Here is a 20,246-nt window from a genome sequence, read left to right as displayed (position 1 = left end):
CTCAGCGCTCCTTCTTCTTGTACATCGCCAACATGCGCGCGGTGACGGCGAATCCGCCGAAGATATTGATGCTCGCCATCACGACCGCGGCGAGGCCGAGCCATTTCGACGAGGCCGAACCCGCCGCGGCGCTGGCGATCAGCGCACCGACGATGATCACCGACGAAATGGCGTTGGTGACGCTCATCAACGGCGTGTGCAGCGCCGGGGTCACCGACCAGACGACAAAATAGCCGACAAAGCAGGCCAGTACGAAAATCGAAAAAATCGCGATAAAATCCACGGGCTCGCTCCCCTGCTGATTCCGTTTCGCGCACCTCTTGCCGCGCGCCGCCGAATGTGTCGACTCCAAAGCTCCCAAAAAGAAGCGCCCGCATTTCTCAGCGTGAGAAACGCGGGCGCTTTGCGACATAAAATATCGCTTTGCCGGGCCAGCCGGCGATGTTTTTTACATTTTCGGGACGAGCACCGCGTCGATGACATGGACGACACCGTTCGCCTGGCCGACATCGGCCTGCGTCACCGTCGCCTTGTTGCCGCTGGCGCTGGTCAACAATATGGCATCGCCGCTCTTGGTCGCAGCCAGATCCTGCCCGTCGGCGGTCTTGAGCACGGCCTTGCCGCCGCCTTCGGCGATCTTCGCACTAAGGTCCGCCGCGGTCAGCTTGCCCGGAACGACATGATATTTGAGTACGCTCGCGAGCACATCCTTCTGCGCCGGGCGCATCCAGCCGTCGCGCGTCACCGGCGGCACCTGCACAAAGGCGGCGTCGTTCGGAGCAAACACGGTGAACGGCCCCGCGCCCGACAGCGTCTGCACAAGACCAGCCTGCGTCACCGCCGCGGCCAGCGACTTGTGGTCGGGCGAGGCCGCGAGATTCGCGGCAATGGTGCTGCTCGCCAGCATCGCCGGCGGGCTGGCGGCGGGCGCGGGCGCTGTTTCGCTACCCGCGACCGTCGTCGTCTCGGCCGGCGTTTCCTTCTTGTCGCCGCAGCCCGACAGCGCGAGCGCGGCCGCTGCGGCCGTCAAGATCAGGTGGGTTTTCATATCCTTATCCTTTCAAAAGCCGAACGCAGCGGCGCGAATCATCAGCCGAGGGTCGGCATCAACACGCCGTTGATGACGTGAATGTTACCGTTCGACTGTTCGACGTCGGGCTGGGTGATAAAGCCGCTGCTGCCCTGCGTGCCATCGACCTTGATGTTGCCCTGCACTTCGGTGAAGGTCAGCGTCTCACCCTCGACGGTCGCGAGTGTCGCCTTGCCGCCGCCGGCCTTGATCTTCGCGAACAGATCCTCGGCGGTCACGCGGCCCGGAACGACATGATAGGTCAGCACCTTCGCGAGCGATTCGGTGTTGTTCGGGTTCATCAGCCAGTCGGTCATCGGCTGCGGCACCGCGGCGAAGGCCTGATCGGTCGGCGCGAAGATCGTGAACGGCTGGCCCGCGAGCTTGTCCGACACGCCGGCGGCGGTCAGCGCCGTGGCCAGCGTCTTGTGATCGGGCTTGGCGGCGATTTCGAGCGCGATGCCGGTAGGCTGCGCGGGTGCCGCAGAGGCTGCGGCTTCAGCGGGAGCAGCGACTTCGGCCGACGCAGCGGCGTCTGCTGGTGCAGCGGCCTCGGCCGGCGCGGCGGTTTCCTGCGCGTAAACGGGCGACAGGGTAGCAAGTACAAGGAGGGGAGTGGCGAAAAGCTTCGCAGACGACATCAATCATTCTCCAGTTGGTTGAAACTCAGGGTTTGGGAAACCCTGAACGCATAGTAACCAAAGGAGGTTTCATGAAAAGGCCGAAAACGGCCATTTTTTCCGATACGTCAGCGGCCGACGATCAACTGTGCCATAAGCTGATGGATTTTCTGCGGATCGCTCTTGCGCGAAATCTTGACCTCGAGCGGCGTCGCGGCGCCTGATACCCACACTTTCATGTCGGCATCGAGGTCGAAGGTGCCAGCTGTTTCGAACGAGAAGCGCGTGACCGAACGCCAGGGAATGCTCTGGAAATCCTTCTTCGATCCCGTCAGTCCCTGAACATCGACAAAGATGAAGCGCAGGTTCGTCAGCAGCACCGTATCGCGGATCGTCCGGAACGCCGCGAGGACGCGCTCGCCCTCGATCAGCCACGCCTGGAACTCGGCCTGCGCGCCGGCAATGTCGATATCCCCGGCGCTGAACAGGCCCATCGCTTAGCCCAGCAGCCGCTCGTTCACGACCTTGCCGCCCTGCGTCAGCCGAACCGCGTTGCCGATTTCCTCGTCGAGCACAGGCTTGCCGGCTTCCTTGTCCCAGAAGGCCGAGAGGAAGTTGAACAGGTTGCGGCTGAACAGCGCGCTGGTGTCGGCGGGCATCAACGCCGCGATATTCTTCGCGCCGATCACGGTCACACCGTGGATGCGTTTCGCCTCGCCCGAGACCGAGCCTTCGACATTGCCGCCGCTTTCGGCCGCCATGTCGACGATCACGCTGCCCGAGCGCATTGTCGCGAGCTGCGCGTCGCTGATGAGCCGCGGCGCGGGGCGCCCCGGGATCAGCGCGGTGGTGATGACGATGTCCTGCTTGGCGATGTGCGACGACACGAGTTCGGCCTGCGCCGCCTTATATTCGTCCGACATTTCGGTGGCATAGCCGCCCGCGCCCTCGCCCTCGATCCCCGCGACGCTCTCGACGAAGATCGGCTTGGCACCGAGCGACATGATCTGTTCCTTGGTCGCGGCGCGCACGTCGGTGGCGCTGACCTGTGCGCCGAGGCGGCGTGCGGTCGCGATTGCCTGCAGCCCTGCGACGCCGACGCCCATCACGAACGCTTTCGCTGCGCTGACGGTGCCCGCGGCTGTCATCATCATCGGAAAGGCGCGGCCATAGGCATTCGCCGCGATCAGAACGGCCTTGTAGCCCGCGAGATTCGCCTGGCTCGAAAGGATGTCCATCGACTGCGCGCGGGTGATGCGCGGCATGAATTCCATCGCGAGCGCCTCGAGCCCGAGCTTCGCATAGGCATCGACGCGTTCGCGCTCGCCGAACGGGTTGAGACCTGCGGCGAGCCAGGCGCCCTCGGCAAAGCCCGAAAGCCCCTTGGGATCGGGCCCCTGAATCGCGAGGATGATGTTTGCGCCCTTCAGCGCGTCGGCGCGGCTGCCGACGCTCGCGCCCGCGACACTATAATCGGCATCGGCGATCGAGGCTTGTTCACCTGCCCCCGATTCGACGGCAACTTCGGCGCCCAAGCCGATGAATTTCTTCACGGTCTCCGGGGTAGCAGCGACGCGGGTCTCGCCTCCGGCGAGCTCCTTCAGAACAGCGATGCGCATGCCGGTCCGGTCAGGACGCGATGAGAAGGACGACGCCGATGACGACGACCGCGGTGATGATCGAGCCGATCTTGAACAGGCTGATGAAACCCGCATAGGTTTCTTCGGCTGCCTTCATTTCCTGCTGTGCCATCGCTTTTCCCCTTAAACGGTCATTTGCTGTGCGCGAACGCACAGCGCCGCGCCCAGAATCGGTTATCGCGCCGGTCTTAGCCACGCGCCCCGCGATGCTCAAGTGCGGGTTTGGCTGCTGGACTTCGATGCAGGAAAAGACGAATGCCCTTAATCGCCCTTTTACCCCTATCGGATACTCATGCAGCCCTCAGCAAAACAAACCCATAGCAATGTCGGTTCAGGGGGCAGATTCGAAACGATGACTAGCACGCGCGACACGCGAATGGTGATGATCGTCGACAGCGAGCCTGCCCAGCAGCGCTTTCTGGCCGCCCTTGTATCGCGCGGTGGCTGGCGCAGCGTCATCGCCGCCGACACCGACACCGCGCTTGCCAAGCTCGGCACCCAGGAGGGCATGGCGCTCGACGCCGTGCTCGTCGACCAGGGCGCGCCGGGCATGGATATTTCCGAATTCGTCGGCGAACTCCGCCGCTGGCGCCCCGCCTTGCCGCTTGTCGTGATCACGATGCGCAACGGGGTCGAGGTGGCGGTTGGCGCGATGCGCGCCGGGGCGAGCGACTTCGTCCAGAAACCGATCGCCCCCGACCGCCTGCTCGAAGCGCTCGACCGCGTCGTGTCGACGAGCGGCCCGCAGGGCGAACTGCGCCCGCTCACCGAAAAGCTGCGCGCGCCATTGGCATTCGAGGAAATCATCGGATCGAGCCCCAATTTCCGCAGCGCGCTCGCGATCGCCGCCAAGGCCGCGCGCGCGCGCGTGCCGGTGATGATCAACGGCAAGCCGGGCACCGGCAAGGAAGTCTTCGCCCGCGCGATCCACAGCGCGAGCCCGCGCGCGCGCGGCCAGCTCGTCATGGTCGATTGTTCGGCGGTGTCGCCGGGCCTGATCGGGTCGGGGCTCTTCGGCCACGAACGCGGCGCTTTCGCGGGAGCGTTCGATCGACAGGTCGGCCGCCTCGTTCAGGCCGATGGCGGCAGCATCATCATCGACCATGTCGAGTGTATCCCGCTCGAAACGCAGGCGAAGCTCGTCGAATTCCTGAATAGCGGCGAAGTCCAGATGATCGGCGGCTCAATCCGCCAGAGCGTCGATGTGCGCATCATCGCGACGAGCACCAGCCCGCTCGACAAGCTGATCGAGGCCGGCCACTTCCGCGAAGACCTGTTCTACGCGCTGTCGAGCGCGCAATTCACCCTGCCCTCGCTTTCGGAGCGCCGCGGCGACGTCGGCCCGCTCGCGCGCCATCTGCTCGCGCGCATCGGCGGCCTGCCGGGCATGGGGCCGATCGGGGTCACCGACGACGCGCTGCGCCTGCTCGCCGCCTATGCCTGGCCGGGCAATGTCCGCCAGTTGCAGGACGTGCTGTTCCGCGCCGCGGTGAACAGCACCACCGACGTCCTCACCAGTGCCGATTTCCGCGCGATCGAGGCGACGCTCGGTGGCGGCAGCCCGAGCGGCGAAGGCGAGATCGCGATCAACGGCGAAGCGATCGGCGTCACGCTGTACCTGCCCGACGGCAACCTCCGCCCGCTCGAGGAAATCGAGGCCGACGTCATCCGCCTCGCGATCGGCCATTATCGCGGCCGCATGAGCGAAGTCGCCCGCCGCCTCGGCATCGGCCGCTCGACGCTCTATCGCAAATTGAGCGACCTCGGGATCGATACCGCCGCCTGACGCGCCGTCAGCGCGGTTCGCCCGATCACGCTTGATATATAAGTTATAGCTTATATATTTATCCCGAAACCATCGGGAGAATTATTATGTCGTTCGATACCGTCGCCCAAGCCGCCATGGTCGTTCGCAAGGTCGAGGACGTCACGCACGAGGGCCAACCCGCGCGCGCGGTTATCGCGTCGCGCGACTATCCCACCGACATCGCCGACCTGTGGAACGCGATCACCGAAAAGGACCGCATCCCGCGCTGGTTCGCGCCGGTCGACGGCGACCTCACGCTCGGGGGAAAATATCAGATCAAGGGCAATGCCGGGGGCACCGTCACCGCGTGTGACCCGCCGCGCAGCTTTGCACTGACATGGGAATTCAGCGGCGGGATGAGCTGGGTCGAGGTCGAGCTGGCTGCGGCCAGCGACGACAGGACGCGCCTCACGCTCAGGCATATAGCCCCGCTCGACGACAAATCGGAGGAATTCTGGGACAGGTTCGGCCCGGGCGCGGTCGGTGTGGGTTGGGACCTGTCACTGATGGGGCTTGGCTGGCACATCGAAACCGGCGAGAGCAACGAACGCTTCGCCGAAGAGACCTGGGCGCTGAGCGATGAAGGCAAGGCGTTTGCGACGTGGAGCAGCGAGGCATGGACCGCCGCTTCGATCGCCTATGGGACCGCCGAGGAGGCCGCGAACCGCGCGGGCACCAATACGACTGCCTTCTACACCGGCGCCGCTGCACCCGAATGAGTCACGCCTTTGACATCCTCGGCGATCCGGTGCGACGGCGTATCCTCGAATTGCTCGCCGACGGCCAGCGCGCATCGGGAGAGATCGTCGATGTGATCGCCGCCGAATTCGCTATCTCGCAGCCCGCGGTGTCGCAGCATCTGCGCGTGCTTCGCGACAGCGGTTTCGCCACGTCGCGTGCCGACGGGCGGCGGCGGCTTTACGCTGTCGCGCCCGATCGTTTCGACGAGATCGACGCGTGGGTCCAACGCTTTCGCCGGACGTGGGAGCCAAGGTTCGAGGCGCTCGCGACCGAAGTGGCGCGCGGGAAAAAGGCGCGGCGGCAGGACAGCGAGTCTGCCAGGCCGGTCGACTTGCCCGACGCGCCGCGTTAGGCTGGCGCCATGACCCGATCATTCACCGGACGAACGGCGCTCAAAACGGGGCATTGCTCCGGCATCGGCGGGGCGGCCGCCGCGCTGCTCGCCGAAAGCGGCGCGCGCGTAATCGGCGTGGACGTTTCACAAGGACGGGACGTCACGAGCCCCGAAATGTGGGAGGCACTGGCCGGCGATCTCGCGGAGATCGACCTCGCGGTCGTCAACGCCGGCATTTCCAGCGCGGGCGAGATCGCCGAAATGGATTTCGTGAGTTGGCGCCGCACGCTGTCGGTCAACCTCGACGGCGCGATGCTGACCCTGCGCGCGGCGATGCGTGCGATGATCGCGCACGGACGCGGCGGCGCGATCGTCGTCACCGCTTCGATCTCGGGTATCAAGGCCGAGCCCGGGGTTGGCGCCTATGGCGCGTCGAAGGCCGGCGTCATCCAGCTGGCGCGCGTCGCGGCGAAGGAAGGCGCACCGCACGGCATTCGTGTGAACGCAATCGCCCCGGGCGGCGTAGACACCCCGATTTGGGACGATCTCGACTTTTTCCCTGCGATGGTCGCCGAATATGGCAGCCGCGAAGCCGCCATCGATGCGATGGCAAAAGCGGCGACGCCGCTCGGCCGCTGGGCCAGCGCCGGGGAGGTCGCGCGGCAGATAGGCTTTCTGTTGTCCAACGATGCGGCGAATATCACCGGCGCCGTGCTCGCCGCCGACGGAGGCTATTCGCTTTAAACGGTGAGCGCTGCATCGCGCAGGCCGCGCCAGACGCGCAGCGCCTGCCGGTTCTCCGCAATGTCGTGGACGCGCAGCAATTGCACGCCCTGCGTCGCCGCCTGATAATGCAGCGCCACCGTGCCGCCGAGCCGCTGGTCGGCGGGCGCTTCGTTATCGAGCGCGCCGATCATCCGCTTTCGGCTGGCTCCAAACAAGACCGGGCAGCCCAATGTGTGGAACAACGCGAGGCCGTTGATCAGCGCGAGATTGTCGCCGACGCCCTTGCCGAAGCCGAGCCCCGGATCGACGATGATCTTTGCCGGGTCGACCCCGGCGGCGATGCACGCGGCGACGCGTTGGGCGAGCATGTCGTAGACGTCGAACAGCGCATGCGCATAGGTACCGCCCTCGTGCGGGTCGCTCTTCGTTGACGGCGCGTGCATCAGCACGACGGGGCAGCCCGCGTGCACGACCACTTCCATCGCGCGGTCGTCGTAGCGCAGCGCCGAAATATCGTTGACGATCCGCGCGCCGGCGGCGAGCGCCGCCTCCATCACTGCGGCCTTGCGTGTGTCGATCGACACCGCGACCCCGCCGCGTGCGAGCGCCGACACCACGCCTTCAATGCGCTTGATCTCGTCGCCTTCCCAGACCAGCGGCGCGCCGGGCCGCGTCGATTCGCCGCCAACGTCGATGATCGCCGCGCCTGCCGCGCCCATCGCGAAACCGGCTTCGGCCGCGGCAACGGCATCGACATGTTTGCCGCCGTCCGAAAAGCTGTCGGGCGTGACGTTCAAAATCCCCATGAGCTGCGGCTCGCTCAGCCGGATCTTCCGCTCACCGAGTTGGAGCATGCCGCGCGGCCGCACGACGCCGGCGCGCTGCGCATTTGCCGCCTGCGCCAATCTGTCGGGCATCGCCGCAATCCAGCCCTCCCATTCGGGAACCGGAATGATCGTCGACTTAACGGTCAAACCGTCGCGCAGACTGATGTGCCAGGCTGCGAACCAGACCATAGAGTCGGCGATCCGCAGGCAATCGTCGTCGAGCTCGTGCGGACGTTCGACGAAGCAGGTCGGGCGGCAATAGATTTGCGCGTCCGCCGACGTGGCGCCGAGGTCGGGCTTGGTCAGCGGCTGAAACATCAGGCTTCGTTCGCCAGCAGCCAGTCCTGCCGCACCGCGTCGATCACGCGGAGTTCCTTGCCATTGTCGACATGCCAGAAGGTCCAGCCATTGCAGCTCGGTGCGCCCTGCAGCCCCGCGCCGACCTTGTGGATCGACCCCGCGGGCTGGCCCTCGCAATCGAGGCTCCCATCGACGCGCACCTTGGCTTTCCAGCGGCGCTTGGCATCGGTCAGCACCGTTCCTGGTGTGATCAGGCCGCATTCGACGAGTGTGCCGAACGCGACGCGCGTCGCGGCCTTGGGCGCCATCATCGTCTTCACCGCGCTTTCGTCGAGCGGCAGCGCCAGTTCGATACGTTCCAGCGCGGCGGCGATATAATCATCCTCGCGTTCGATGCCGATGAAGTGACGACCGAGGCGCTTTGCCACCGCGCCCGTCGTGCCGGTGCCGAAGAAGGGATCGAGGATCACGTCGCCGGGGTTCGAGCAAGCGAGCAGGACCCGATAGAGCAAAGCCTCGGGCTTCTGCGTCGGGTGAACCTTCGTCCCGCCCTTCTTGAGCCGTTCCTGACCGCCGCAGATCGGGATCAGCCAGTCCGAACGCATCTGCAATTCGTCGTTCAGCGTCTTCATCGTGCGATAGTTGAAGGTGTAGCGCGACTTTTCGCCCATCGACGCCCAGATCAAAGTCTCATGCGCGTTAGTAAAGCGCGTGCCCTTGAAATTGGGCATCGGATTCGCCTTGCGCCATACGATGTCATTGAGGATCCAATATCCATTGTCCTGCAACGCCGTGCCGACGCGGAAGATATTGTGATAGCTGCCGATCACCCAGATGCTGCCGTTCGGCTTCAGGATGCGTTTCGCTTCCTTGAGCCAGGCATGGGTGAAGCGATCATACGTCGCGAGGCTGTCGAACTTGTCCCAGTCATCGTCGACCGCGTCGACCTGGCTGCCATCAGGGCGCAGGAGGTCGCCGCCGAGCTGGAGATTATACGGCGGGTCGGCAAAGATCATGTCGACCGACGCGGCGGGAAGCGAGCGCATCATCTCGACGCAATCGCCCTGCAAGATGCTGTCGAGGGGCAGGTCCGCGGGGTCGACTTTCGGCGTCCGCTGCTTCGTCGCTGGCGCCTTGACCCGTTCCATCACACCCATGCTTCACCCCGTTCCTTGCTCATAAGAAGGCCCTGATGAGTCCAGCGGAGTCCGCCGTCAAGCGCAGGAGTCTAAGGATTCCGCCTCTCTAACTGGTTAACGCGATGAGAACGAAACGAGTCTGACACACCATATGGAGTCGGCCGCGACTCGGAGACTCAACCACTGGTGGTGTGGTGACAAAGACTCACCGGCGAAAAAAATTTGCGTCGCTGGGTCAAAGCCCCGGATCGACCCCCGTCAGCTCAATCGAACGCTGCCACAGTTCGCGGGCGAGCTTCGGATCGCGTGCGTCGCGCGTCGCGCGCGCCGGGCCCGAGCGGCCCGACACCTCGCCGAGCCCCTGCGGCCCCAGATAGTCGCCGCCCTGCACGCGCGCGCCGGCGGCCGCTTGCAGGGTCGGCCAGGCGCCCTGCGCGGCGCTGTTGAAGAAAGGGCCAGCGAGCGGCGTCAACGTGCGCAGCGGTAGCGGCAGGTGGCGCGTGAGTTCGGTGAGCGCGACCCCCGGATGGCATCCGATCGCCTGTGTGGCGCGCCCCGCGGCGCTCAACCGCCGGTCGAGTTCGAACATATGGAGGAGGTTCGCGAGCTTGCTCATCTGATAGCGCGCCCAATTATGGTAGCTACGCGACGCCGACAGGTCGCTGTAATCCATTGCACCGTTCCGGTGCGCGATGCTGCCGGTGATGACGATGCGGTCGTCGACATGCGGGTGAACAAGGCCGGCAAGCGCGAACGTGCCAAGATGATTGACCCCGAATTGCAGCTCATATCCCTGCTTGGTCAGCGTCCGGGGCGGGATCATCACTCCCGCATTGTTGATGAGGACGTCGATCCGCGGTCCCGCGAGCACCGCCTTCGCCGCATCGCGGACATTGTCGAGGTCAGCGAGATCGAGCGGCTGGAACGACAGTTCGGCCTTTGGCACGTCGACCCAGATGCGGTTCATCGCCACCTCGGCCTTGTCCTCATCGCGGCACGCCAAGACGACATGCGCGCCGCGCGCCGCGAGGATCTTGGAAACTTCGAACCCGATTCCGGCATTGGCACCGGTGACAAGGAAACGCCGCCCTGTTTGCGCACCGACATCGTCGGCCGAAAATCCTCTGCTCATCGCCTGTTCCCCTCTTAGGCTTTTAGGCTTCGGGCGGTCAGACCAGCTGCATTTGTGCGACCGGGGCAAAACTGGTCCGATGGTGCGGCGTCGGGCCATGTTGCCGCAGCGCCGCGAGATGCTGCGCCGTACCATAGCCCATGTTTGTTTCCCAGCCAAAGCCGGGGAAGTCGCGCGCCGCCGCGACCATGAAGCGGTCGCGATGCTCCTTTGCGACGATGCTCGCCGCCGAAATGCACGGGTGGAGTGCGTCGCCGCCGATGATCGCGGTCGCGGTGTAGCGCCAGCGCGGCAGCCGGTTGCCGTCGACGAGTATCTCGGCCGGCTCGAACCCCAGCGCCTCGACCGCGCGTGTCATCGCGAGAAAGGTCGCTTGCAGGATGTTGATGCGGTCAATCTCCTCGACACTCGCCTCGCCAACGCCCCAGCGGCAGCGCGCCTTGATCTGCGCTTCAAGTTCGGCGCGGCGTTTCGCAGTCAGTTTCTTGCTGTCGTCTAACCCATCGATGCCGCCCTCGCAGAGCAGCACCGCTGCGGCGACCACCGGCCCCGCGAGCGGACCGCGCCCGGCCTCGTCGACCCCGACGATCATATGCGCCACGGCGGATAACGCCGATATTCGGCCGCCTGATACAGGCACAGGCGGTTCCCCGCGGGATCGGCCAGCCGCGCCTCGCGCCAGCCCCATTCCTCATCCTTCGGCATCTGTTCGAACCGCACGCCGCGCCGCGCCAGATACGCGACCCACGCATCGAGCGCACCGCTCTCCAGATAGGCGGTCGCGCCGCCCGCCGCGCCGTCGCCGACGTGGATCGACAAGGTAACCCCGTTGGCGGCTTCGAAGCGCGCATATCCATTGTCGGGGCTATCGACGATCTGCTTGAGACCCATCTGCTTGTAGAAAGCGACCGACACGGCATAATCGTTCGCGGGCAGCGTCATCTGATTGAGCGCCGGGCCGGTGAACAGGCCGTCGTTGCGCACATATTGCTGCCCCATAGGGCCATGTCCCTGCCCCAGTCCCGGTGCGTCCAGCAGCGACAGTCGGACGAAATCGCGCGCGCGCGCAATTGCGGGTTCGAGCGGCATGCCCTGCGCCAGCCCCGTCGCGATTGCGCTCGCGAGCGTGCACCCGGTGCCATGGCTGTGCGGGGTGTCGATCCGCGGCGCTTCCCAGCGCGCGACCTCACCTTCGCCGGTTTCGAGCAGGCGATCGATCACCGTCTCGCCCTCGGCATGGCCGCCTTTCACAAGCAGCGAACAGCCGTGCGCGAGCACCGCCTCCTCGCCGCCCAGCGCATCGAGTTCGGGCAAGTTGGGCGTCGCAACCATCGCGCGATCGAGTAACGCGCGAAACGCGTCGATCGTCGCCGCGTCGGCGAGCACCGATCCGCTCGTCGCGACCATCACCGGATCGAACACGAGCGTCGCTTGCGCGAGATCGGGCTGCGACAATCGCTCTGCCACCGCCGCGGCGGTTTCGGCGCTGCCGATCATCCCGATCTTGACCGCATCGACGCCGATGTCCGACGCGACGCTGTCGATCTGTTGCAATACCATCGCGGTCGGGACCGGATGGACGCCCTGCACGCCTAGCGTATTCTGCGCGGTGATCGCGGTGATTGCGGTCATCGCATGGCCGCCGAGCATCGTGACCGCCTTGATGTCGGCCTGGATGCCCGCGCCGCCCCCGCTATCCGAGCCCGCGATGATCAGGACGCGCGCGGTCACCCCTTATGCTTTCGCTCCGTCGATGCGGGGAACTTCGCGAGCGCCGCGCCCTCGCGCAGCGGCCGGTCGAGCAGGTCGCCGCCGCAATTGGGGCAAATTTCGTCGAGCTTGTCGGCGCAGTTCGCGCAGAAGGTGCATTCGAACGAGCAGATGAAGGCGCCGTGAAGGTTGGCGGGCAAATCGCGTCCGCATTTTTCGCAATCGGGTCGCATTTCAAGCATGGTAAGTCTCTTTCGGTTCTAGAAAATCAAATGGCTATGCTGTCGCCGCGCGCACGGCGTCGCAGATCATGTCGACGACCTGCTCGACCTGTCCGGCATCATCGCCCTCGGCCATCACACGGATCAGCGGTTCGGTGCCCGACGGGCGGATAACCAGGCGGCCGCGCCCGTTGAGCGTCGCTTCGCCCTCGGCGATCGCTGCGATGACCTGCTTGTCTTCGAGCGGCTTGCCGCCGGCAAAGCGGACATTTTTCAAAAGCTGCGGCATGGGGTCGAACTGGTGCAGCAATTCGCTCGCGGGCTTGCCCGACGCGATGAGCTCGGCGAGCACCTGCAACGCCGCGAGCGTGCCGTCACCGGTCGTCGCATGATCCGACAGGATCATATGTCCCGACTGCTCGCCGCCGACGTTGAAGCCGCCTTCGCGCATCCGTTCGAGGACATGGCGATCACCAACCTTGGTGCGTTCGAGCCGGAGCCCCTCACCTTCAAGGAAGCGCTCGAGCCCCAGGTTCGACATGACCGTCGCGACGACACCGCCGCCTTTCAGCCGCCCCTGTCGCGCCCAGCTCGCGCCGATCAGTCCCATGATCTGGTCGCCGTCGACGATCCGGCCCTTTTCATCGACGACGATCAGCCGGTCGGCATCGCCGTCGAGCGCGATGCCGATGTCGGCGCCGCTCGCGACCACCGTTTCCTGCAGCAGTGCGGGCGCGGTCGATCCGCATTTGTCGTTGATGTTGGTGCCGTTGGGCTCGACCCCGATCGCCACCACGTCGGCACCGAGCTCCCAGAACACCGTCGGCGCGCTGTTATACGCCGCGCCATTGGCACAATCGAGCACGATACGCAGCCCGTCGAGCCGGACGGACTCGGGCAGGCTCTGTTTCACCGCATGAATATAGCGCCCGCGCGCATCGTCGATGCGCTTGGCACGTCCGATGTGACTCGGTTCGGCGAGCTTCGGTTCCTGCGCGAGCAAATGCTCGATCTGCGCCTCGTCCTCGTCGGACAGCTTATACCCGTCGGGACCGAACAGCTTGATCCCATTGTCGTGATACGGATTGTGACTCGCCGACAGCATGACGCCCAGATCAGCGCGCATCGAGCGCGTGAGCATCGCGATTGCCGGGGTCGGCATCGGGCCGACCTGCACCACGTCCATGCCGACGCTGGTGAAGCCCGCGACGAGCGCGTTTTCAAGCATATAGCCCGACAAGCGTGTGTCCTTGCCGATCACGACGCGATGCTTGTGCGTCCCGCGCAGGAAGTGCGCGCCCGCCGCCATGCCGACGCGCATCGCGACTTCCGCGGTCATCGGGACCTGGTTGGTCAGGCCGCGAATCCCGTCGGTTCCGAAAAACTTGCGCATGTTCCCTCTGCTACCTAACCATCGCCTGGCAATTGCCTGCCCCGGCTTCCCACGGGATGGCCCCCGCGGAGCATTTCCCGGCCCAAAAACCGGTTCCCGTTTCTTTCGGGAGGTGCTCTAAGTCACCCTCTTTTGCTTGGCAAGCAGGCCAGAAAAAACGCCGGGAGAATCCGTCTTGAAATCCGCTTGGTTCATCCTTTCGGCGCTCGTCGCCGGCATGCTGCTGGGAATCGGCGTCGAGCTGGTGTCGCCCGACGCCGGGACCGCCTCGCTTCCCTTCGTCGAACCGATCGGACTGCTCTGGCTCAACGCATTGAAGATGACGATCGTCCCGCTCGTCGTCGCGCTGCTGATTACCGGCATCACCGCGACCGCCGATGCCGCGCGCGCGGGCAAGCTCGCCTTTCGCGCGGTGATGATCTTCCTCGGCGCGATCACGCTTTCGGGCCTGATGTCGCTGTTGATGACACCGCTCCTGCTGCGCCTCTTCCCGCTCTCCCCCGGCGCCGCCGAAGCGCTGCGCCACGGGCTTGGTGGCACAACCGACGCGGGGCCATCGCCGACCTTTGGCGATTTCCTGCTCTCGTTGATCCCGACCAACCCGATTGCCGCGGCGGCCGAGACCGCGATCCTGCCGCTGATCGTCTTCACGACCATTTTCGCCTTTGCGATCACGAAGCTCGAGCCCGTGCAGCGCGCGACGCTGTCGGGGCTGTTCAAGGCGCTCGGCGACGCGATGCTGATCGTCATCGGCTGGGTCCTCGCGCTCGCGCCGATCGGCGTTTTCGCGCTGGGCTATGCGCTCGCGGTCAAGGCCGGGGTCGCGGCGTTCGGCGGGCTCATTCATTATGTGCTGATCCTGTCGGCAATCGGCATCAGCTGCCTTCTCCTCGGCCTCCTGCTCGCGTGGCTCGTCGTCGGCATATCGCTGCCACGCTTCGTCCGCGCGATGGTCCCGACGCTCGCGGTCGCGATCAGCACGCAAAGCTCGCTCGCCAGCCTGCCTGCTATGCTGAAATCGTCGGAGGAACTCGGCGTCGATCCGAAGAAGGCCGACGTCGTGCTGCCGCTCGCGGTCGCACTGTTCCGCTTCACCAGCCCGGCGATGAACCTCGCGGTCGTCGTCTATGTCGCCTGGCTGTTCGGTGTCGAGCTCACTCCATGGGAAATGGCGGTCGGGCTTGCGGTCGCGATCGCCGCGGCGCTCTCGTCGGTCAGCCTGCCCGGATCGATCAGCTTCGTCACCTCGATCGCGCCGATCGCGGTGTCGATGGGCGTCCCGGTCGCACCGCTCGGGCTGCTCGTCGCGGTCGAGACTTTTCCCGACATCTTCCGAACCCTAGGTAATGTCGTCGGCGATGTCGCCGCGACCAAATATGCCGCCGACGGTGTCGACGACACAGCCCCCACAGCAGGAGTTACGCCATGAAATATCGCAAGCTCGGCCACGGCCTCGAAGTGTCCGCGATCGGCATCGGCTGCATGCCGATGATCAAGGGCGGTAACATCCTCTACGGCGAAGCCGCCGACCTCGACGAATCGACGCGCACGATCCACCGCGCGATCGACCTTGGCGTCACCTTTTTCGACACAGCGCAAATCTATGGCCCGTTCAGCAACGAGGACCTGCTCGGCGCGGCGATCAAGGGCAAGCGCGACGGCCTCGTCATCGCGACCAAGTTCGGCTTCAAATTCGAGGGCAAGCAGATCACCGGCGTCGACGGCTCGCCCGCCAATGCGCGCGCCGCGTGCGAGGGCTCGCTCCAGCGGCTCGGCATCGACACGATCGATCTTTTCTATCAGCACCGCGTCGACCCGTCGGTCCCGATCGAGGAGACCGTCGGCGGGATGATGGAACTGGTAAAGGAGGGCAAGGTCCGCCACATCGCACTGTCCGAAGCCGGCGCCGACACGATCCGCCGCGCCGCGAAGGCCGCGCCGATCACCGCGCTGCAGAGCGAATATTCGATCTGGGAACGCGATGTCGAGGATGAGATCCTCGGCGCGTGCCGCGACAACGGCATCGGCTTCGTCCCTTATTCGCCGCTCGGCCGCGGCTTCCTCGCGGGCGCGGTGCGCAGCCGCGACGAGCTTCCCGAGAATGACTGGCGCCGCAACGATCCGCGCTATTCGGACGAGAATTTCCCCGCCAACCTCGCGATCGTCGACGCGATCGGCGCGGTCGCCGACAAGCATGGCGTATCGAAGGCGCAGGTCGCGCTTGCGTGGCTGCTCGCGCAGGGCGACGACATCGTCCCGATCCCCGGCACCAAGCGCCGCGCGACGATGGAGGACAGCGTCGGCGCGGCCGACGTCACGCTGACCGCCGACGATCTCGCCGCAATCGACGCCGCGGCGCCGAAAGGCGGGACGAGCGGGCCGCGCTATGGTGAGATGGGCATGCGGATGGTGCGGCTGTAGCCGCACCATCCACGTGGCCGCTTTCGACCGGAAGCTGCCTCAAAGCCAACATCACTACGGCCTCCACCCTAACCCTTCACATCCATCCGCTCGCACAGCGCGTCGACCTTCCCCGCGAGTTCATGAATCCGCATCTGGTCGAGCTTCTCATGCAACCGCATGATCTCCAGCTCGGCGCGCAGGTTGATCTCGTAATCGAGCCCCGCCGCGATCCGGTCCTTTGCCGATGCGCGGTTCTGGCTCATCATGATGATCGGCGCCTGGACAGCCGCCAGCGTCGAGAGCATCAGGTTCAGGAAGATAAAGGGATAGGGATCGAACGCCATCCCCCAGCGCGACAGCACGTCCGAATTGAGCAGCATCCAGCCAAGCAGCACCGTGGTGAAGGCGATGATGAAGCCCCACGACCCGCCCACCGCGGCGACCCGGTCGGACAGGCGCGCGCCGAAACTCGCCCCCTCATCGTCGATGTCGGCGGCGTCGCGGCTAATCAGGCGGCGCTCGGCGATCGCGTCGAGAACGCGCCGCTCGTCGGCATCGAGTTCGTCGAGCGGCCGCCCGAGCAAGCGAAGCGACAGGTCGGCGGTCGTCGTCGTATCGTGCATCCCGTCAACCCATCCAGCGCCAGATTCCGGCGACCATATATCCCAGTGCTCCATGCGCCCAGGTCGCGACAAACCAAAGTAATATTCCGCCGAATAAAGCATGCGGGCGCGGGATCGTGTCGGCCCATGGTGCCGTGCCGCCGACCTGCCGCGCATAGGGCACGAAACTCGTCCGCGCCGCCCACTGGCGCCAGGCGTCGCCCATCAGTCGCGCCTTCTTCGCATCCTGCCCCGCCGAACCGACGAGCGCGAGAAAGACGATCGTCGCGGACAGGATGATCTGCGCCCCGGTCGGCATCACCAGGGCGTGCGCAAAGGCCCACAGCCCAAAGCCCCACATCATCGGGTGCCGCGTGATCGCAAACACGCCGCGCGGCGCGGCCTGCGCAGCCTTCGCCGCTCCCGGCGCCGGCAGGGCGGGATTGCCGATCAGCGATCCAATGAACAGGATGCTCGCGAAGAGCACGATCAGCGATGCGAGTATCCACAGCGGGTCATCGACTGTCCATAATGGCGGCTCGGGCGGCATACCTCGCCACGCCTGCACCACCATGATGAACGTCGCGATCGCGACGATCGAATAGGTGATCTGAAATCCTCGTTCGCCGAGCCGCCCCGCGAGCCCGCCCCGAAGCGGATGCGACAGCGCGAGGTGCGAGCCGACGAACAGAACGCAGGTCGCGATCAAAAGCGACATCGGTTGCATGACCAGTCCCTCCTCCAGCAATGTCATCTCTATCGCGCAAATCGCGACCACGCGCGACTCGGGACGCGTTCACCGACAGGGTTTGCGCGACAAAGATAACAGTGTCAACATGGAGGACGAAGATGGGCAGGCGATGAAACGCCTGCCCTGCCTACCTGTCGTATGCCTTGGGCAGCACCCCTTCCTGCGGGGTCGCATAGCGGTCGCGCAGGCGGTCCTGCCGCGTCGTCAGCGATTGCGCCTTGCCGTCGATCCACACCGCCGTCGGGCGGCTGCCGAGTTCGAGCGGGTCATTGTCCCAGATCACGACATCGCCGGCGCGGCCCGGACGCAGCGAACCGATGCTGCTCTCCATGCCGACGGCGCGCGCCGGAACGCTGCTGATCGACGCGAACGCCTGATCCCATGTCATGCCGCTCGCGCCCGGAACGCGCGCGAGGCCGACAAGATTCCCCGCATATTGCGTCGCATAGCCCATCTTGTGCGCGTCATCGTCGTCGAACACGCCGACCGACACGTCGACGCCGGCGGCCTTGAGCCGGCCCGCGTTCGATTGCGTCGCGCCGAGCTGTTCGAAACTCGACGGCAGGTCGGTGAGCGGCGACACGAGCACCGGCACCTTCGCCGCCGCGATGTCGCGCGCGACGAGCCAGCCTTCGGTCACCCCGACGAGCACGAGCTTCAGCGCGGGAAATTCGCCCTTTAGCTTGATGACATTGACGATGTCGGCGGCGCGATCGACGCGGACGAACAAAGGCGTCGTGCCGTCGATCACGCGCACTAGCGCGTCGGCGTCGGCGCGCTGGATCATCGCGTCGTTGCCCCATTCGGCGAGCGTCGCCGGGTTGCGGGCATAGCTGCGCGCCGCGAGCAATTGTTCGCGGAAGAGCAGGAAGGTCGCCGCGCGGCTGCCCCCCGCCTTCGCCGAGCCATCCTCGCCGAACGCGACATATTGCAGCGCGCGCGGGCGCGTCACCATCTCCATATCGTCGGCGAGGTCGACGACCGCGCCTTGCCCGGCGAACAAATTGCTGCTGCTGCCCGGCGCGACGATCGCACGTGTCACGCCCGAGGCGCGGTTGACCGCAACGGGCGAGCCCATCGGGTTCAGCGCGGGCGCGATGTCGAGCCCCGCCGAAAAGCGCGTGCGCGGTGCCGACCGGTCGTTGGTGCCGCTGACGGCATCGACTTCGGTGAGGCCGACGCGGCTGAACGCCGCGACGATGCCCGGCGTGACATAGCGCCCCTGCGCATCGACGCGCTCGACACCCGCGGGAACGGCAACGCCCGCGCCCGCCGCGACGACCTTGCCGCCGCGCACGACCACCGTGCCGCCCTCGATCGGCGCGCTGCCGTCGCCGATGACGAGCTTCGCGTTGACGATCGCGACATCCTGCGCAGCCACCGGAAGTGCGATCAGCGCAGCGGCGGAAAGAAGGAATGCGCGGATCATTTCACGTCTCCTTCGCCCGGCTGGCCCAGCTCGAAATCGCTCACCGGGCGGCGTTTGGGGTCGTTCGCATCGAACATCAACGCGCCATCGATCCACACCTTTTCGGGGCGCGTATAGGCGCTGAACGGGTTGCCGTTCCACAGCACGACATCGGCCATCTTGCCCGGCTTCAGGCTGCCGGTCTTGTCGGCAATACCCAATGCCTTGGCGGGGTTATACGACAGCCAGGTCCATGCCATCTCGTCGCTGACGTCGATGCCGATGCGGCGTCCCGCGGCGCGCGCCTTGGCGGCTTCCTGGTTCAAACGCTGAATCTGGTTCGCGTCGTCCGAGTGGACAATCGTGCAGGCGCCGGCCTTGTAGACGAGCGGGATATTCTCGTTGACCGAGTCATAAGCTTCCATCTTGAAGCCCCACCAGTCGGCCCACATCGCGGAGCAAATGCCTTCCTTCTGGAGGATGTCGGCGATCTTGTACGCCTCGACCGCGTGGTGGAAAGTCGACACTTTGTAGCCGAACTCCTTCGACATATCGATGACGAGCGCCATCTCGTCGGCGCGGTAACAATGGTTGTGGACGAGAATTTCGCCCGACAGCACGCCCGCGAGCGTTTCCATCGCGAGGTCGCGATCGACGGCCTTTCCGTCGTCCATCTTCTTCTTATACGCCGCCGCCTTTTGCCAGGTCGCGCGGTTCACCGCGAAATTGCCCATGCGGGTCGAGGGCGCACGTCCCTTCCCGCCATAGACGCGCTTCGGATTCTCGCCGCACGCCATTTTCAGGCCGTAAGGCGCGCCGGGGAATTTCATCCCCTGCACCGTGCGCGAGGGAACATTCTTGAGCGTAATCGAGCGCCCGCCCATCAGGTTCGCGCTGCCGGGCAGGATCTGAAGCGATGTCACACCGCCATTGGCGAGCGCGCGGCTGAACCCCGGATCCTGCGGCCAGACACTATGCTCGGACCAGACTTCAGGCGTCGTCGGCGAAGTCGCCTCATTGCCGTCCGAATGCGCATCGACGCCGGGCGAAGGATAGTCGCCAAGATGGCTGTGGATGTCGATGACGCCAGGGGTCAGATATTTCCCTGTGCCGTCGATGACATCCGCGTCGGTCGGCAGTTCCATATCGGGGCCCCCGATCCGGTCGACTTTCCCACTCGTCATCACGATCGAGCCATTGTCGATCCGCCCGCCCTCGCCGTCGAAGATGGTGACGCCCTTCACGACCGTCAGGCGGGTCGGGTATCCCTTGTACGTCGACGGATAGGGATCCTTGTTGAACTTGACCGGTTTCTCGGCGGGCTTATCGCTCGCCGAGGCCGTCTCTCCACCACTCGCCGCGCAACCGACGAGCGCCAGCGATACCGCAGCCAGCAGGCTGCCCTTCACACCCCGGATCATCG

23 protein-coding genes are annotated in these 20,246 nt (G+C 65.5%); 6 read left to right on the top strand and 17 right to left on the bottom strand.

Annotated features, from left to right (window positions below; all coding sequences use genetic code 11):
- Position 1: 1 nt before the first annotated feature.
- From ASD73_RS17115 to ASD73_RS17090, 6 genes are all read right to left on the bottom strand, one after another.
- Positions 2–283 (bottom strand): proton-translocating transhydrogenase family protein, encoded by a 282-nt coding sequence (locus ASD73_RS17115; RefSeq protein ID WP_039573456.1) that lies wholly within the window; start codon positions 281–283, stop codon positions 2–4.
- A 165-nt stretch (positions 284–448) separates the two neighbouring features.
- Complete coding sequence (locus tag ASD73_RS17110; protein WP_056374271.1) at positions 449–1,048, bottom strand: fasciclin domain-containing protein; 600 nt, start codon at positions 1,046–1,048, stop codon at positions 449–451.
- 41 nt (positions 1,049–1,089) lie between these two features.
- The gene (locus tag ASD73_RS17105) at positions 1,090–1,710 is read right to left on the bottom strand and encodes a fasciclin domain-containing protein (RefSeq protein ID WP_056374268.1); all 621 of its coding nucleotides are present in this window, start codon (positions 1,708–1,710) and stop codon (positions 1,090–1,092) included.
- Between the two features lie 107 nt (positions 1,711–1,817).
- Positions 1,818–2,183 (bottom strand): PH domain-containing protein, encoded by a 366-nt coding sequence (locus tag ASD73_RS17100; protein WP_056374266.1) that lies wholly within the window; start codon positions 2,181–2,183, stop codon positions 1,818–1,820.
- 3 nt (positions 2,184–2,186) lie between these two features.
- On the bottom strand, positions 2,187–3,308 hold the full coding sequence (locus ASD73_RS17095; RefSeq protein WP_056374264.1) for an NAD(P) transhydrogenase subunit alpha: 1,122 nt from the start codon (positions 3,306–3,308) through the stop codon (positions 2,187–2,189).
- A 10-nt stretch (positions 3,309–3,318) separates the two neighbouring features.
- Positions 3,319–3,441 carry an aa3-type cytochrome c oxidase subunit IV gene (locus ASD73_RS17090; protein ID WP_056374262.1) on the bottom strand — a complete coding sequence of 41 codons (123 nt, stop codon included), beginning with the start codon at positions 3,439–3,441 and terminating at the stop codon, positions 3,319–3,321.
- A gap of 240 nt (positions 3,442–3,681) precedes the next feature.
- Here ASD73_RS17090 and ASD73_RS17085 point away from each other — a divergent pair, with 240 nt between their 5' ends.
- The 4 genes from ASD73_RS17085 (at position 3,682) to ASD73_RS17070 (ending at position 6,955) form a co-directional block, all read left to right on the top strand.
- Positions 3,682–5,115 carry a sigma-54-dependent transcriptional regulator gene (locus tag ASD73_RS17085; protein WP_056374259.1) on the top strand — a complete coding sequence of 478 codons (1,434 nt, stop codon included), beginning with the start codon at positions 3,682–3,684 and terminating at the stop codon, positions 5,113–5,115.
- A gap of 86 nt (positions 5,116–5,201) precedes the next feature.
- The gene (locus ASD73_RS17080) at positions 5,202–5,855 is read left to right on the top strand and encodes an SRPBCC family protein (RefSeq protein ID WP_056374257.1); all 654 of its coding nucleotides are present in this window, start codon (positions 5,202–5,204) and stop codon (positions 5,853–5,855) included.
- Positions 5,852–6,229: an ArsR/SmtB family transcription factor gene (locus tag ASD73_RS17075; RefSeq protein ID WP_056374255.1), complete on the top strand. Its 378-nt coding sequence runs from the start codon at positions 5,852–5,854 to the stop codon at positions 6,227–6,229. Before ASD73_RS17080 ends, ASD73_RS17075 begins: the two co-directional genes overlap by 4 nt.
- A gap of 9 nt (positions 6,230–6,238) precedes the next feature.
- Positions 6,239–6,955 (top strand): SDR family NAD(P)-dependent oxidoreductase, encoded by a 717-nt coding sequence (locus tag ASD73_RS17070; protein WP_056374253.1) that lies wholly within the window; start codon positions 6,239–6,241, stop codon positions 6,953–6,955.
- On the opposite strand, the gene folP is transcribed toward ASD73_RS17070, so the two are convergent.
- From folP to glmM, 7 genes are all read right to left on the bottom strand, one after another.
- Complete coding sequence (gene folP, locus ASD73_RS17065; RefSeq protein ID WP_056374251.1) at positions 6,952–8,082, bottom strand: dihydropteroate synthase; 1,131 nt, start codon at positions 8,080–8,082, stop codon at positions 6,952–6,954. The genes ASD73_RS17070 and folP overlap by 4 nt on opposite strands.
- A complete protein-coding gene (locus ASD73_RS17060; RefSeq protein WP_056374249.1) occupies positions 8,082–9,221 on the bottom strand; it encodes a site-specific DNA-methyltransferase in 1,140 nt (379 codons plus the stop codon). The genes folP and ASD73_RS17060 overlap by 1 nt, the downstream gene beginning before the upstream one ends.
- Positions 9,222–9,438: 217 nt before the next feature.
- A complete protein-coding gene (locus tag ASD73_RS17055) occupies positions 9,439–10,335 on the bottom strand; it encodes an oxidoreductase (protein WP_056374247.1) in 897 nt (298 codons plus the stop codon).
- A gap of 37 nt (positions 10,336–10,372) precedes the next feature.
- A complete protein-coding gene (locus ASD73_RS17050; protein WP_056374245.1) occupies positions 10,373–10,927 on the bottom strand; it encodes a ribonuclease HII in 555 nt (184 codons plus the stop codon).
- The gene (gene thiD, locus ASD73_RS17045) at positions 10,924–12,066 is read right to left on the bottom strand and encodes a bifunctional hydroxymethylpyrimidine kinase/phosphomethylpyrimidine kinase (protein ID WP_056374243.1); all 1,143 of its coding nucleotides are present in this window, start codon (positions 12,064–12,066) and stop codon (positions 10,924–10,926) included. Before thiD ends, ASD73_RS17050 begins: the two co-directional genes overlap by 4 nt.
- Entirely contained in the window at positions 12,063–12,287 is a 225-nt protein-coding gene (locus ASD73_RS17040; protein ID WP_037510600.1) for a DUF1272 domain-containing protein, read from the bottom strand. The genes thiD and ASD73_RS17040 overlap by 4 nt, the downstream gene beginning before the upstream one ends.
- 34 nt (positions 12,288–12,321) lie before the next feature.
- Positions 12,322–13,659, bottom strand: coding sequence for a phosphoglucosamine mutase (gene glmM, locus ASD73_RS17035; protein WP_056374241.1), 1,338 nt, complete (start codon positions 13,657–13,659; stop codon positions 12,322–12,324).
- A 175-nt stretch (positions 13,660–13,834) separates the two neighbouring features.
- Here glmM and ASD73_RS17030 point away from each other — a divergent pair, with 175 nt between their 5' ends.
- Together ASD73_RS17030 and ASD73_RS17025 are read left to right on the top strand one after the other, a co-directional pair.
- Positions 13,835–15,088: a dicarboxylate/amino acid:cation symporter gene (locus ASD73_RS17030; RefSeq protein ID WP_082521652.1), complete on the top strand. Its 1,254-nt coding sequence runs from the start codon at positions 13,835–13,837 to the stop codon at positions 15,086–15,088.
- On the top strand, positions 15,085–16,080 hold the full coding sequence (locus tag ASD73_RS17025; protein ID WP_056374240.1) for an aldo/keto reductase: 996 nt from the start codon (positions 15,085–15,087) through the stop codon (positions 16,078–16,080). The genes ASD73_RS17030 and ASD73_RS17025 overlap by 4 nt, the downstream gene beginning before the upstream one ends.
- Positions 16,081–16,148: 68 nt before the next feature.
- Here ASD73_RS17025 and ASD73_RS17020 read toward each other — a convergent pair whose 3' ends face one another.
- From ASD73_RS17020 to ASD73_RS17005, 4 genes are all read right to left on the bottom strand, one after another.
- A complete protein-coding gene (locus ASD73_RS17020) occupies positions 16,149–16,685 on the bottom strand; it encodes a DUF1003 domain-containing protein (protein ID WP_056374238.1) in 537 nt (178 codons plus the stop codon).
- A gap of 4 nt (positions 16,686–16,689) precedes the next feature.
- Complete coding sequence (locus ASD73_RS17015; protein WP_056374236.1) at positions 16,690–17,391, bottom strand: NnrU family protein; 702 nt, start codon at positions 17,389–17,391, stop codon at positions 16,690–16,692.
- 151 nt (positions 17,392–17,542) lie between these two features.
- On the bottom strand, positions 17,543–18,844 hold the full coding sequence (locus ASD73_RS17010; RefSeq protein ID WP_200934972.1) for an amidohydrolase family protein: 1,302 nt from the start codon (positions 18,842–18,844) through the stop codon (positions 17,543–17,545).
- Positions 18,841–20,244, bottom strand: a complete 1,404-nt coding sequence (locus ASD73_RS17005) for an amidohydrolase (protein ID WP_082521651.1) — start codon at positions 20,242–20,244, stop codon at positions 18,841–18,843. The genes ASD73_RS17010 and ASD73_RS17005 overlap by 4 nt, the downstream gene beginning before the upstream one ends.
- Positions 20,245–20,246: the final 2 nt, after the last annotated feature.

The sequence above is a fragment of the Sphingopyxis sp. Root154 genome, assembly GCF_001427105.1.
GTDB lineage: Bacteria > Pseudomonadota > Alphaproteobacteria > Sphingomonadales > Sphingomonadaceae > Sphingopyxis.
Note: the sequence above shows the minus strand (reverse complement) of the source record. Positions and strands in the feature narration are given on the sequence as shown.